Genomic DNA, 13,243 nt, shown 5'->3' with positions numbered 1-13,243 from the left:
TGGTAGTGCGGTCATGCCCGCGTGAGGTAGGACCAACCGGGCCGCATTGGCGGCTGGGCGTCGCCGGGACTTTGGGAAGTATTTCCTCCGGTGTTCGCGACGCCCAGCTACCCTCGACTCCGGCGTCACTTTGTTACGGAACCGAATCCGAGGAGTTGGCGAAGAAAATGACGGTCTCGTCCGAATTGTCCAGTGCCGCGTGGGCGGCGGGGTTACCGGAGCCGCTGCGAGGCGAACTCGCGACGCTCGAGGAAGCCTATTTCCGCCACGTGGACGCCGGCGATGTGGACTGTGCTATCAGCGGAAGTTCGAGCCAGGTGTTCCGCCGACACCTCGAGCTCGGCATGCAGCGGCGTGCGGGCGAGCGCCGTGTTCTGGTCCACCATCCCGACGACAACACCGGACTGGGCGCGGCGGTGCAGCTCGTCACCGACGATATGCCCATGCTGGTCGAGTCGGTCACGGCCGCGCTGACCCGGATCGGAGTCAGCGTCAGCGAGGTGATCCACCCGATCTTCGAGGTGATCCGCGACGCCGACGGCCGGCTCGAATCCGCGGCCGCGCACGAGGTGGACGGGCACGGCATGATCGGGCTGCGCGAGTCGTGGATGCATGTCCAACTGCACCCGTCGACCAGCCGTGAACTGCTGGCACGCGTGGAGAACGAGATACCCGACGTGCTCACCGACGTGCGTCAGGTCATCGGCGACACCCAGGCCATGCGCGCGATGCAGGACACGCTCGCCGAGGATTTGAAGCGCGCCGCGAGGAAGGGCACCCCGCCCTTCTCCGCGACGGATCTGATCGACTGCGCGAATCTGCTGCGCTGGCTGGCGGACGGCCACTTCACCGTGCTGGGCTACGCCCGTTACGAGCGCGCCGAGACGGAGGCGAAATCCGTTGTGGTGCCGGACAGTTGCCTCGGCGTGCTGCGTCCGGACGTGGGCACCGACTTCCGCGTTCCGGTCAACGGCCGCGACCGGCCGCTGCTGATGCTGACCCAGGGCCTGGTCCCGGCCACGGTCCACCGCTCGGTCTACCCCTACTTCATCGGCGTCGCGGACTTCGACGACTCCGGTGCGCTCGTCGGCAAACACGTTTTCATCGGTGTGTTCACGGTGACCGCCCTGCATGCGAACGTGCTGGATATTCCGGTGATCGAACGCCGGGTCCGTTCGGTCATCGAGGCCAGCGGATTCGACCTGGATTCCTTTTCCGGGCAGGCCATGCTCGAGGTGATCCAGTCCTTCCCGCGCACCGAACTGTTCTCCTCGGATGCCGAGACGATGCGCCGCACGGCCAGCGCGGTGCTGAATGTCGGTATGCGGCGGCAGGTTCGGCTGTTCCTGCGCTCGGACTCCTACGGCCGTTTCGTGGCCTGCATGGTGTATCTGCCCCGCGATCGCTATACCACCGCGGTCCGCCTGGAAATGCAGGACATCCTGGTTCGTGAACTGGGCGGCGTCTCCATCGACTACTCCGCGCGAGTGTCCGAGAACGAGCTCGCCAGTGTGTATTTCACGGTGCGGCTCGCCCAGCCGGGCACGCCGGTGGATACCTCGGAGGCGAACCGGCTGCGCATCCAGGATCTGCTCGGGCGCGCCAGCCATACCTGGGACGACGATCTGCGCGAAGAGGTCTCTCGCTCCACGGTGCTCGACCCGACTGTGGTGCAACGGTATTCCGCCGCCCTGCCCGAGGCGTACAAGGAGGATTTCGACTCGGCCCGCGCGCTGGCCGATATCGTGCGGCTCGAGCATCTGGGCGGCGACCGCATCGAGCAGCACCTGTATCGGCGGCCCGGATCTGCTTCCGGCTCATGGCGTTTCACCCTTTATGTCGGAAGCGGCATCTCGCTGAGTCAGGTTCTGCCGTTGTTGCAGAGCCTGGGCGTCGAGGTGGTCGACGAGCGCCCGTACCAGGTGGCGTTCGAGGACGAGCGGCAGTGCTGGATCTACGATTTCGGCTTGCAGGCCCGCCCGGACCTGCTGAGCCGCGCGCTCGACCGGAACATGGATGCCGAACTCATCGAGACCTCCGATCGGCTCGAGGTGGTCGCGGCCCGGGAGCGTGGTCTGCGCGAGCGGTTCACCGAGGCGTTCGACGCGCTGTGGTACGGCCGCGCCTCGGCGGACGCGCTGAACGAACTGGTCCTGCGCGCCGGTCTGCACTGGCGCACGGTGTCGATCCTGCGCGCCTACTCGCGGTACCTGCAGCAGGCCGACTTCCCATACAGCCAGGCCAATATCGCCCGTGTGCTGCTGGCCGCGCCCGATGCGGCTCGGCTGTTCGTGGACCTGTTCGCGGCGATGTTCGATCCGGATTCCGCCTCGCCGGAACGGGCTGCCGAACTCGAGCAAGAGGTGGTCGAGCGGATCAACGAGGTGGTGAGTCTCGACGCCGACCGTATCCTGCGCGCGATCCTGAGCCTGGTGAAGGCGACGTTGCGGACCAACTACTACCGCACCGACGAGAACGGTGAGCCGCGGTCCTACCTGTCGATCAAGGTGGAGCCGCATGCGATAGCCGAATTGCCCAGGCCGAGGCCGCAGTTCGAGATTTTCGTGTATTCGCCGCGGGTGGAGGGTGTGCATCTGCGGTTCGGTCCGGTGGCGCGTGGTGGGTTGCGGTGGTCGGATCGGCTGGAGGATTTCCGGACCGAGATCTTGGGTTTGGTGAAGGCGCAGGCGGTGAAGAACGCGGTGATCGTGCCGGTGGGCGCCAAGGGTGGTTTCGTGGTGAAGCATCCGCCGGCGCCGTCGGGTGATCCGGTGGCGGATCGGCAGGCGATGCAGGCCGAGGGTGTGGCGTGCTATCGGACGTTCATTTCGGGTCTGCTGGATGTGACCGACAACGTGGATCATGCCTCGGGTGCGGTGGTTCCGCCCGAGCGTGTGGTGCGTCGTGATGGTGATGACACGTATTTGGTGGTGGCCGCGGACAAGGGGACCGCGACGTTCTCCGATATCGCGAACGAGGTGGCGCGGTCGTATGGGTTCTGGCTGGGTGATGCCTTCGCGTCGGGTGGTTCGGCGGGTTATGACCACAAGGCGATGGGGATTACGGCCAAGGGTGCCTGGGAGAGTGTGAAGCGGCATTTCGCCGAGATGGGTGTGGATACCCAGTCCGAGGACTTCTCGGTGGTCGGGGTGGGGGATATGTCGGGTGATGTGTTCGGTAACGGGATGTTGCTCTCGCGGCATATTCGTCTGGTGGCTGCGTTCGATCATCGGCATATTTTCTTGGATCCGGATCCGGATGCGGCGGTGTCGTTCGGGGAGCGGGAGCGGATGTTCGCGTTGCCGCGGTCGTCGTGGGCGGATTACGACAGGTCGTTGATCAGTGCGGGTGGCGGCGTCTACGACCGCACGGTCAAGGCGGTGCCGATCAGTGCGCAGGTGCGCGCGGCGCTGGGGCTGGCCGACAACATCACCTCGCTCTCGCCGCCGGAGTTGATCCGCGCCATCCTGCTGGCCCCGGTGGACCTGTTGTGGAACGGCGGTATCGGCACCTATGTGAAGGCGTCCACCGAGTCCAATGCCGACGTCGGCGACAAGGCCAACGACGCGATCCGCGTCAACGCGAATGCCATGCGGGTCAAGGTAATCGGCGAGGGGGGCAACCTCGGTGCCACGGCCCTGGGCCGGATCGAGTTCTGCGCCAACGGCGGCAAGATGAACACCGACGCGCTGGACAACTCCGCGGGCGTGGACTGCTCGGACCACGAGGTCAACATCAAGGTCCTGCTCGATGGCGTGGTCACCAGCGGCGAGCTGCCCGCGGCCGACCGCAATCCGCTGCTGGCCTCGATGACCGACGACGTGTCGGCGATGGTCCTGGCGGACAACGTGTCCCAGAACTTCCTGATGGGTATGTCCCGGACCGAGGCGCCGCGGATGCTCAATGTGCACATGCGCGTGATCGACGATCTGCAGGAGCGCCGCGGACTCGACCGCGAACTCGAGGCGCTGCCCTCGGAAGCGGAGATGAATCGCCGGGCCGAGGCCGGTATCGGTCTGACCTCACCCGAACTGGCGAATCTCATGGCGCACGTGAAGCTTTCGCTCAAAGCCGATCTGCTCGAGACCGATCTGCCCGAAAGTCCGTGGTTCTCGGCGCGGCTGCCGGAGTACTTCCCGGCGCCGCTGCGCGAGCGATTCGGCGCGGCGATCAAGCGGCATCGACTGCGCAGCGAGATCGTCACCACCATGGTCGTCAACGAGATGGTGGATCTGGGCGGCATCACCTATGCCCATCGGCTGAACGAGGAGATCGGTGCGAGCACGGGCGATTCGGCGCGTGCGTTCGCGGCGGCGAGTCAGATCTTCGATCTGCACTCGATCTGGCGGCGTATCCGCGCCGCGGATACCTCGGTCGCGGTCAAGGACGATCTCGAGCTCGAGACCAAGCGCACCCTCGACCGGGCGTCGCGCTGGTTGCTGAGCAACCGGCCACAGCCGATCGCCGTGGGTTCGGAAATTCATCGGTACAGCGAAGCGGTGCGCGAGTTGGCGCCGCAGGTGCCGGGATGGCTGCGCGGTCACCACATCGACACGCTCGAGCAACAGACGACGAAGTTGATCGCCCGCGGCGCGCCGGAGGCCCTGGCCACCGAGGTACTCGGCCTGCTCAACCTGTTCCCGCTGCTGGACGTCATCGATATCGCCGATATCACCGAACGCGACGGCGCCGAGGTGGGCGCGCTGTACTACGCACTCAACGAGCACCTCAAGGTGGACTGGTTGTTGCAGGCGGTCAGCCACCTCGAACGTGGCGATCGCTGGCACGCCCTGGCCCGGCTCGCGCTGCGTGACGATATGTACTCCTCGTTGCGTTCGCTCACTCTGGACGTGCTCTCGGCCGGTGATCCGGAGGAGACCGCCGAGGAGAAGATCGCGTACTGGGAGTCCAAGAACCAGGCCCGCCTCGGCCGCGCTCGCGCTGCCCTGTCGGAACTGTTCGAATCCGGCACCCACGACCTGGCCACTCTGTCGGTGGCCGCTCGCCAGGTCCGCAGCATGGTCAGCGGAGTGGGTGTCCAGTCCGATATGCGCTGAGCGGCGTCCTGCCGGTCCCCGATCGAGGGTGACCGGCGGGGCCGGTCCGGTCCCCTGGTGATCGCGGGTGGGCGGCATACTGGATAGCCGATTCGGCCCGCACGCGGTGCGGCGGCGGAGCCGGACGGGCACAGGTGCTCATCAACTGCGGCCGCCCGCGACGAGCGGGCGGCCATCCGATCGGGAGGTATCGCGTGACGAGTGTCGGTTCGCCGGACAGCGAGGCGAGTATCGAGGGTGTCGCGCTGCCCCGGCGTTTCCACACCAAGGTCGAGGTTCGCTGGTCGGATATGGACGTCTTCCAGCACATCAACCACGCCCGGATGGTGACGTTGCTGGAGGAGGCGCGGATTCCGTGGCTGTTCGGCGACGACAAGCCCACCGACGGGCTGCGCACCGGCTGCGTCCTGGTCGACCTGCACGTGCAGTACAAGGGGCAACTCCGGCACGAGGACACCCCGTTGGACGTGGCGATGTGGATCGAGCAACTGCGGGCGGTGGACTTCACCATCGGCTACGAGGTGCGGGCCTCGGGCACCGCGCCCGATTCGCGGGCATCGGTGATCGCCACCACCCAGATGGCCGCGTTCGACATCGATACTCAGCGCCTGCGCCGCATCACCGCGGCCGAACGCGACTACCTGGCGCTGTGGAAGCGATGACACGGCGATGATGCCCGGACAGGGGGCGCTCCTGATTCCCGATCCCGCCGAACGAGAGAACCTCGCCACCTTCGTCGGCCGTGCGGTGCGCTTGGACCCGGCCGCGGTGATCCGGCTGCGCCGCCGCGACGACCGTTACATCTCCGCTTGGGCCGCAACGAGTTTCGAGGTCCTGGCGGTGCGCACGGTGTTGGGTGAACTCGGTGTCGACGATGTGACCGCCGGTGGTGACGTGCTGCTGTCCGGCCTGCGCGCCCCCGCCCCGGACGGCCGGATCGACCTCGGATTCTCCATGGACTCGGCGTGGCGCACCGCCCTGCCGCCGGTGGCGGGTTTCACCCACATCGATGACATCCCGGCTCGCTCGCTGGTCGAATTGGCCGAGCGCGGCGTGGAATTGGCGGCCGAGCACGGCAGCGGCCACGGTCCGCCGGCCTCCCTGCTGGAGCAGACGGTGCTGACCGTCACCGGCGCGGGGGAGCGGGCCGAGGTCCCGATGCGGGTCGTATTCGCACTGACCGCAATGGATTTCATTCCGCACGCGGGTGACCGTCCCGATCCGCGCCGGATCGCTCCCGGTGAGATCGTCCGGGTCCGCGCCAGCCGGACCTGGCTGCGCCTGGACGCCCGGTACGGTTCGGTGGCGCGCCGCCGCGGTCCCGCACTGCTGGCCCGCTGACCCGCGCGGTTATCGGAGTACCGGCTCGGAGGTGGTGAGCATGGGACGCAACGGTCCGCTCGACAGTCTCGTCACCAGGGGAGCGATGCCGCGCCGCAACAGAATCGCAGCGAAGTAGCCGATGACCACACCCACGACCGCGCCGGCGAGGACGTCGTGCGGATAGTGCGCGCCCACGTACACCCGGGAGACGCCCATGACCGTCGCCGCGACGAACCCCCAGATCCCCAGTCGCCGGTTGACCGCCAGTAATGCCACGGCCATGGCGAATACGACGACGGTGTGATTGCTGGGAAAGGAATAGTCTTCCGGCGCGGGACATTTCTCCAGCAGGAATGCGGTGGGGAAGCGATAGCAGGGGCGTCGTTCGGAGACGATCAGCTTGAGGGCGTCGTTGACGACGTAGGCGATGAGCGCCGCGAGCGGAACCGCCAGCGCCGCGGCCATCGCCGATGCGTCGCGCCGGCGAGCCAGCCACCAGGCGATGACCATGAACACCACGAACAACCCGACTCCGATACCGCTGTACACCGCCATCGGCGTGTTCAGCCAGGGCGTGTCCTTGGCGAACCTGGTCATGTCGACGTACCAGGATCCGTCGATACCGGACGGATCCATGCCCTGGAGGTCGCTGGTCATAGCCTCGATTTCTCGGTCGAGGTGCGGGCGGATCATCGCTCGCACCGTGGTGGCGCGGATCATCCAGGCTCGCACACCTCTGCTGAGAGATTGCTGAGTTCTCGGGGCGCGGGCAGCGCTCAGGCCACTCCGGCCAGGCGCAACAGTGCGGTCGTCGATGCCGCGGCGAGGGCGACAACGACCAGCGGGGCTTTGCGCCAGGCAAGAATCGCCGCGACCAGCACACCCCCGGGCAATGCCCAGCGGACCCGGTGATCGGCCGGGACGAGCGTGGTGACGGCCAGCGCGATCAGCAGGACCACTGAGCCGATCTCGAGCAGTTGGGCGATGCGCGGCGGGAAAGTCAGGCGACGACGCAGGACCGGGCCGGCCAATCGGAAGCCGAAGGTGCCGATGGCGAGACAGACCGCTCCGGCGATCAGTGCGGCGGTCATGACGCGGTGCTTCGTTCGGCACTCGGCCCGTTCGACGGCACGCCCCGGCTCTCCCGGCGCGCGGCGCGGATTCTGCCGAGCGCCGCCCCCGCGGTCAGCGCGAGGAAGGCGGCGGGCAGCGCCAGCAGCACCGGAATGCCCGCGGGCAGAAGCGGGACGGCGGCGGCCGCCGCCACGGCTCCGGCGAGCGCGGCGCGGCGCGTTCCTCGATCCCGCAGGGCGGGCAGCGCCAGCGCGATGAGTACCGCGGGAAAGACCGCGTCCAGGCCGTATTCGTCCGGATTCGGAACCGCGGCGCCGAGGCCGACACCGAGCAGTGCGCCCAGCGGCCAGGCCAGCAGGACGCCCAGACCACACAGCCAATACGACGCGCGGCTGCGTTCCCGGTCGGATTCGCCGAGCGCCATCGCGACCGATTCGTCGTTCATCACATGCGTACCGAGCAGCCGGCGCCAGCCGGTGCCGAGCACATCCGGCAGGGCCAGCCCGTAGGGCAGATGCCGGGCGTTGACCAGCAGTCCGGCCAGCACCGCCGCGATCGGGCCGCCACCTGCGGCGATGATGCCGACGAAGAGGAATTCGGCGCCACCGGCCAGCACCAGCACGCTGAGTACGATCGGCAGCCAGGCGGGCAGTCCGGAGGTGATCGCCGTGGCCCCGTAGGACACGCCGATCACGCAGACGGCCAGGCAGACCGCCGCGATACCGGTCAGATCACGTCGAGTCAGTGTTCGTTGTATCGAACGCACGCCTTTTATAGTGAACGCGGCGAGCTGGTTCGTCAACGTCGCCCCGGGCACACCCCATGTACGCTCTGGAATCACGATGACCGAGCAGGACAGCATCTCCGAATCGACCCCGCAGCAGGCGATCGCGGCCGGGCTGCGCCGTGAGCGCGCCAGGTCCGGGCTTTCGCTCACCGAGGTGGCCCGACGCGCCGGAATCGCGAAATCCACACTCTCGCAACTGGAGTCGGGTTCGGGCAATCCGAGCATCGAAACCCTGTGGGCGCTGTGCACCGCTCTGGGCATCCCGTTCTCGAACCTGCTGGATCCCCCGCAGCCCCAGGTGCGGGTGATCCGCGCCGGCGAGGGGCCCGAGGTGGCGTCCTCCACCTCGCGCTACCGGGCCACCCTACTGGCCGCCTCCCCGCCCAATGTGCGTCGCGACCTGTTCCGCGTCACCGCCGAACCCGGACATCCGCGCGATTCGGACCCGCATCTGCACGGCATCGTGGAACACGTCCTGCTGGCCGCGGGCCGCGCGATGGTCGGCCCGGCCGACGACCCGGCCGAACTGCGTCCGGGCGACTACATCTGCTACCCCGGCGACCGGCCGCACGTCTTCGAAGCCCTCGAACCCGGCACCTGGGGCATGCTCGCCAGCGATTACGCCTGAGGCCAGGACGCCGTCCGCCGGGCGACTACGCGGCCCCCTCGCCGAGGTACTGCAACCACACCGGATCGAGGTCGGCCGTGGTCGACAGCAGCCGCCAGTGCGGCCCTTTCGGGGCGACCATCGGGTGGTGCAGGGTCCAGCCCAGTTCGCTGAGCAGTTTGTCGGCCTTGCGGTGATTGCACGGCGCGCAGGACGCGACGCAGTTCTCCCAGGAATGCGCGCCGCCGCGACTGCGCGGAATCACGTGATCGATGGTTTCGGCCTTGCCGCCGCAATAGGCGCAGCGGTATCGGTCGCGGTGCATCAGGGCCGCGCGGGTCATCGGGACGCGCGCGCGGTAGGGCACTCGGACGTAGTTGCGAAGTCGGATGACCGAGGGCAGCGCGATCGACGCACCGGCCGAATGTACGACCGGGCCCTCGGCGTTGTGGTGGATGGCGTCGGCCTTGTCGCAGATCAGCAGCACGATGGCGCGACGCGCGGACAGGGCGGTCAGCGGCTCGTAGGTGGCGTTCAGAAGCAGCACCCGGCGCTTGCGCCATGCGGCCTGCGATGGAGTCTCCAGATTGCGATGTACCGGGGTGTCGCAGGGAGAGTGATCGGAATGCTCGCGATCGGTGTGGTCACGATCGGGATGGGAATACTCGGACAAGATGTGCAGCGGAGAAGCCCCCGACCCACGGTTGTGGACGTCGGCGGGCTGGAGTTGTCGATGCGCTCTGGCCTCCTGGGACCGGGCGCCGTGCCGCTGCTTCATGAGGACCCCGAATTCGTGTAGTCCGGTTCGTGTGGTATCTGGGCAGACACTGCCACCCAGTTGACCACGGAACTCGTACCAATGCACGATTATTTCGCACATTGTCGGGCACGTTCGGATGAACAGCACGTGATCGGCGGTTGTCGCGAACGGAGGCCGGGCGATATTCCCGCCGATGGGAAATCTGGCCGATCGGCGCGCGGGCGATTCCGCGATCCGCGCCCGACCGGGCGATCCTCGTCGGCCGACTATGCTGCGAGGAGGGCGGGGATCGGCTGGAGCGACGGCATGCGGCGCGGGGGCGCATTCGGCCTCCGATGGCCGCGAACGAGGCGACGAATGGAGCGAACAGGTGGCCGGTGAACGACGAGCCGCGAACGGTCGCGAGCACGCCGGACCGAGCGAGGTCGCATATGGCTGAGCGTTCGGGCGCGGGGGCCGCGAGCTCTCCGGGACGGGCGGCGGATCCGGCGACGTTCTACGAGGTTGTCGGCGGTGCGGAGACGTTCCGGCGGCTGGTCGCGACGTTCTATCGCGAGGTGGCCGCCGACGAGGTGTTGCGCCCGCTGTACCCGGAGGAGGATCTCGGGCCTGCCGAGCGGCGCCTGCGGATGTTCCTGGAGCAGTACTGGGGCGGTCCGCGCACCTATTCCGACGAGCGCGGACATCCGCGACTGCGCATGCGGCACATGCCGTTTCGGATCGGCCCGATCGAGCGCGATGCGTGGCTGCGCTGCATGCGCATCGCCGTGGACGAGATCGGCAGCGATGTGATGGACGACGAACACCGCCGCGCCCTGCTGGATTATCTGGAGATGGCGGCGAATTCGCTGGTCAACTCGCCTTTCTGAATGGAGTGGCACAAAACCTGGTGCAACCCAGAGCTTTTCCGGACGATCGGCGACGTCTGCTGATCATTTGCCAAATGTCGCCAACAGTACGTAGTTGCCGCACCTTCGCCGGAAACCTTTGGCACTATTGGGTGTCGTGACGCCTTCATCACCCGGAGATCCGGCGGTAAGGCCGGATAAGGGGCCCTCCGTGGTTGTGCCGACGGCCTCGTCCGGGCCCGAGGTTTCCGACGATTCAGTAGTGGCCGCGCCCGATGCGCCCGCGGAGCGCTGGTGGCGCTCGGCGGTGTTCTATCAGGTCTATCCGCGCTCGTTCGCCGACTCCGGCGGCGACGGGGTGGGAGATCTGGGCGGCCTGCTGGACCGGCTCGGCTATCTCGAACTGCTCGGCGTGGACGCGCTGTGGATCTGCCCAGTGATGCGCTCACCGATGGCCGACGGGGGTTACGACGTCAGCGATCCGCGCGACATCGATCCGCTCTTCGGCGATCTCGCGGTGTTCGACGAGGTGATCGCCGAGGCGCACGACCGCGGGATGCGGGTCACCATGGATCTGGTGCCCAATCACACCAGTGACCGGCATCCGTGGTTCGCCGCCGCGCTCGCGGCGGCGCCCGGCAGCCCCGAACGCGATCGCTACATCTTCCGCGACGGCCGCGGCCCCGGGGGCGCGGAGCCGCCGAACAACTGGCCCAGCATCTTCGGCGGACCCGCCTGGACGCGCGTCACCGAAGCCGACGGCACGCCCGGCCAGTGGTACCTGCACATCTTCGCCGCCGAACAGCCCGATTTGAACTGGGACAACCCCGAAGTGACCGCGGATTTCGAGCGGACCATGCGCTTCTGGCTGGATCGCGGCGTCGACGGATTCCGCATCGATGTGGCGCACGGTATGGCGAAACCGCCCGGGCTGCCCGATATGGACCGCGTGGACACCCGGATGCTGGTGCACGACGACAGCGATCCGCGGTTCAACAATCCGGGCGTGCACGACATCCACCGCCGCTTCCGCAAGGTGCTCGACGAATATCCGGACGCGGTATCGGTCGGCGAGGTGTGGGTCGACGACAACGCGCGGTTCACCGAATACGTGCGGCCCGACGAATTGCATCTGGCCTTCAACTTCCGGCTCGCCGAGACGCCCTTCGACGCCGCGAAAATTCGTGCCGCAGTGGATAATTCGATTGCGGCGGTGGCCTCGGTGGGTGCCGTGCCGACCTGGACGCTGTCCAATCACGACATCGAACGCGAGGTGACCCGGTACGGCGGCGGGCCCGTGGGGCTGCGCCGGGCGCGGGCGATGCTCCTGCTCGAGCTGGCGCTGCCGGGTGCGGTATTCCTCTACAACGGTTCGGAATTGGGCCTGCCCAACGTCGATGACCTGCCCGACGACGCGTTGCGCGACCCGGTCTGGGAGCGGTCCGGGCACACCCAGCGCGGTCGCGACGGATGCCGTGTGCCGATTCCGTGGGAGGGGCGGCAGCCGCCGTTCGGCTTCACCAGCGCGGAGCGGTCCTGGCTGCCGATTCCGCCGCAGTGGGCCGGGTTGACCGTGGAGTCGCAGCTCGAGCGACTGGACTCGATGGTGTCACTCTGCCGGATGGCTATCGAATTGCGCAGTGTGCGACCGGAATTCGCCGGAACCGGACTGGAGTGGTACGGCAGTCCGGCGGGATGCCTGGCCTTCCGGCGCACGGGCGGGTTGACCTGCGTACTCAACACCTCGTCCGTGCCGACGCCGCTGCCGCCCGGAGAGGTGCTGCTGTCCAGTGTGCCGATCCAGGGCGCGACACTGCCCCCGGATACGGCGGCGTGGCTGGTGTAGCGCGCGGGCCGGCGGGTGGGGAATCGACCCGCGCCGGCGAGTGGCTCCACCAGTGCGACGCCCTCTCGAGCGCATCGACTACCGTTGGGTCGTGAGCATTCTCGAGACAGTGCTGATCTTTGTCGGCATTCCGTTGGTGATCTACGCGGTCATCGCGGGGTTGTCGTTCCTCGGCAAGCCGTATCCCGGGGAGAAGCCGGTCCACTACAACCTCGGCGACAAGTGGACCGCGGACCCGGTGCTGTGGAGCGCGACCGACGAGGTGACCGGCCATGGCCATCACGACACCTCGCACGGCACCCACGATGCAATCGAATCCGCCGAGTCGGACCTGATCGGAGGCCGGGCAAGTGGCAAGTTCTAAGTGGCCCGCGGTGGTCGAGGCCGACCTTCCGCACGGATGGGTCGTCACCACCAGCGGACGGGTGTCCGGAGTGCACGAGCCAGGCACCGTCTTCCGCGAGGCGCCGTTCAGCGACACCGAGCGGTTGATCATGGACAACACGCTCACCGAGGTCACTCGCGCCACCAAGGTCCGGTTCAACATCTTCATCGGTGATCTGGGCGCGGATCCGGCCGCCGGCGCCGACGCGATCTTCCCGACCACTCCCGAGGCGGCGCGTTCGGTGCTCATCGCCGTCTCGCCGAACGACAAGGCCGTCGAGGTGCGTTCGGGTCGCGATGTGGCCGACCGGGTCAACGACCGGATCTGCCAGCTCGGACTGACCGCTCTGCTCAGCTCGCTGCGTCAGGGGCAGCTGATCGACGGTCTGGTCTCCGCGGTCCGGGTCATGGGCTCGGCCATCAGCTAGCTTGCCCGCCTCCCCGCTACTTCGGCGTTGTCGTCGGGCGCGGGGAGGCTCGGGCTTGCGTACCGCCGCACGTGCCGGTAACTGTCGAGCCCGTCGTCCTGGTGCGTGGCCGATGCCGGTGCGATGTCA

The 13,243-nt window shown here is 67.6% G+C and carries 12 protein-coding genes; 8 read left to right on the top strand and 4 right to left on the bottom strand.

All coding sequences use genetic code 11. The annotated features are described in order from the left end of the window. Positions 1-167: 167 nt before the first annotated feature. The 3 genes from AC5WS7_RS21390 to AC5WS7_RS21380 all read left to right on the top strand — a co-directional run bounded on the left by AC5WS7_RS21390 (position 168) and on the right by AC5WS7_RS21380 (position 6,398). Entirely contained in the window at positions 168-5,057 is a 4,890-nt protein-coding gene (locus AC5WS7_RS21390) for an NAD-glutamate dehydrogenase (protein WP_495956309.1), read from the top strand. Between the two features lie 230 nt (positions 5,058-5,287). Continuing rightward, on the top strand, positions 5,288-5,719 hold the full coding sequence (locus AC5WS7_RS21385; RefSeq protein WP_495956451.1) for an acyl-CoA thioesterase: 432 nt from the start codon (positions 5,288-5,290) through the stop codon (positions 5,717-5,719). A gap of 10 nt (positions 5,720-5,729) precedes the next feature. After that, the gene (locus AC5WS7_RS21380) at positions 5,730-6,398 is read left to right on the top strand and encodes a DUF8185 domain-containing protein (RefSeq protein WP_495956450.1); all 669 of its coding nucleotides are present in this window, start codon (positions 5,730-5,732) and stop codon (positions 6,396-6,398) included. Positions 6,399-6,407: 9 nt separating this feature from the next. On the opposite strand, the gene AC5WS7_RS21375 is transcribed toward AC5WS7_RS21380, so the two are convergent. The 3 genes from AC5WS7_RS21375 to AC5WS7_RS21365 all read right to left on the bottom strand — a co-directional run bounded on the left by AC5WS7_RS21375 (position 6,408) and on the right by AC5WS7_RS21365 (position 8,220). Continuing rightward, positions 6,408-7,037, bottom strand: coding sequence for a phosphatase PAP2 family protein (locus AC5WS7_RS21375; RefSeq protein WP_495956308.1), 630 nt, complete (start codon positions 7,035-7,037; stop codon positions 6,408-6,410). 119 nt (positions 7,038-7,156) lie between these two features. After that, the gene (locus tag AC5WS7_RS21370) at positions 7,157-7,471 is read right to left on the bottom strand and encodes an AzlD domain-containing protein (RefSeq protein ID WP_495956307.1); all 315 of its coding nucleotides are present in this window, start codon (positions 7,469-7,471) and stop codon (positions 7,157-7,159) included. After that, entirely contained in the window at positions 7,468-8,220 is a 753-nt protein-coding gene (locus AC5WS7_RS21365) for an AzlC family ABC transporter permease (RefSeq protein WP_495956306.1), read from the bottom strand. Before AC5WS7_RS21365 ends, AC5WS7_RS21370 begins: the two co-directional genes overlap by 4 nt. Positions 8,221-8,296: 76 nt before the next feature. Here AC5WS7_RS21365 and AC5WS7_RS21360 point away from each other — a divergent pair, with 76 nt between their 5' ends. After that, the gene (locus tag AC5WS7_RS21360) at positions 8,297-8,869 is read left to right on the top strand and encodes a helix-turn-helix domain-containing protein (RefSeq protein WP_495956305.1); all 573 of its coding nucleotides are present in this window, start codon (positions 8,297-8,299) and stop codon (positions 8,867-8,869) included. A gap of 25 nt (positions 8,870-8,894) precedes the next feature. Here AC5WS7_RS21360 and AC5WS7_RS21355 read toward each other — a convergent pair whose 3' ends face one another. Next, positions 8,895-9,626 carry an HNH endonuclease gene (locus AC5WS7_RS21355; RefSeq protein ID WP_495956304.1) on the bottom strand — a complete coding sequence of 244 codons (732 nt, stop codon included), beginning with the start codon at positions 9,624-9,626 and terminating at the stop codon, positions 8,895-8,897. Between the two features lie 413 nt (positions 9,627-10,039). Here AC5WS7_RS21355 and AC5WS7_RS21350 point away from each other — a divergent pair, with 413 nt between their 5' ends. The 4 genes from AC5WS7_RS21350 (at position 10,040) to AC5WS7_RS21335 (ending at position 13,114) form a co-directional block, all read left to right on the top strand. Beyond that, the gene (locus AC5WS7_RS21350) at positions 10,040-10,477 is read left to right on the top strand and encodes a globin (RefSeq protein ID WP_495956303.1); all 438 of its coding nucleotides are present in this window, start codon (positions 10,040-10,042) and stop codon (positions 10,475-10,477) included. Positions 10,478-10,718: 241 nt separating this feature from the next. Further along, positions 10,719-12,302, top strand: a complete 1,584-nt coding sequence (locus tag AC5WS7_RS21345; protein WP_495956302.1) for a glycoside hydrolase family 13 protein — start codon at positions 10,719-10,721, stop codon at positions 12,300-12,302. 91 nt (positions 12,303-12,393) lie between these two features. Further along, positions 12,394-12,666 (top strand): aa3-type cytochrome oxidase subunit CtaJ, encoded by a 273-nt coding sequence (gene ctaJ, locus AC5WS7_RS21340; RefSeq protein WP_495956301.1) that lies wholly within the window; start codon positions 12,394-12,396, stop codon positions 12,664-12,666. Continuing rightward, on the top strand, positions 12,653-13,114 hold the full coding sequence (locus AC5WS7_RS21335) for a DUF5130 domain-containing protein (RefSeq protein WP_495956300.1): 462 nt from the start codon (positions 12,653-12,655) through the stop codon (positions 13,112-13,114). The genes ctaJ and AC5WS7_RS21335 overlap by 14 nt, the downstream gene beginning before the upstream one ends. Positions 13,115-13,243: the final 129 nt, after the last annotated feature.

The organism is Nocardia sp. PLKS1-43, assembly GCF_059510335.1.
The sequence above is the reverse complement of the archived record's forward strand: the minus strand, read 5'-3'. Positions and strand labels throughout refer to the sequence as shown.

Excerpts from the sequence above, each read along its gene's own strand:
- AC5WS7_RS21350 (WP_495956303.1), top strand. The coding sequence starts at position 10,040 with ATGGCTGAGCGTTCGGGCGCGGGGGCCGCGAGCTCTCCGGGACGGGCG.
- AC5WS7_RS21375 (WP_495956308.1), bottom strand. The coding sequence starts at position 7,037 with ATGACCAGCGACCTCCAGGGCATGGATCCGTCCGGTATCGACGGATCC.
- AC5WS7_RS21360 (WP_495956305.1), top strand. The coding sequence starts at position 8,297 with ATGACCGAGCAGGACAGCATCTCCGAATCGACCCCGCAGCAGGCGATC.
- AC5WS7_RS21390 (WP_495956309.1), top strand. The coding sequence starts at position 168 with ATGACGGTCTCGTCCGAATTGTCCAGTGCCGCGTGGGCGGCGGGGTTA.
- AC5WS7_RS21370 (WP_495956307.1), bottom strand. The coding sequence starts at position 7,471 with ATGACCGCCGCACTGATCGCCGGAGCGGTCTGTCTCGCCATCGGCACC.
- AC5WS7_RS21380 (WP_495956450.1), top strand. The coding sequence starts at position 5,730 with ATGCCCGGACAGGGGGCGCTCCTGATTCCCGATCCCGCCGAACGAGAG.
- AC5WS7_RS21355 (WP_495956304.1), bottom strand. The coding sequence starts at position 9,626 with ATGAAGCAGCGGCACGGCGCCCGGTCCCAGGAGGCCAGAGCGCATCGA.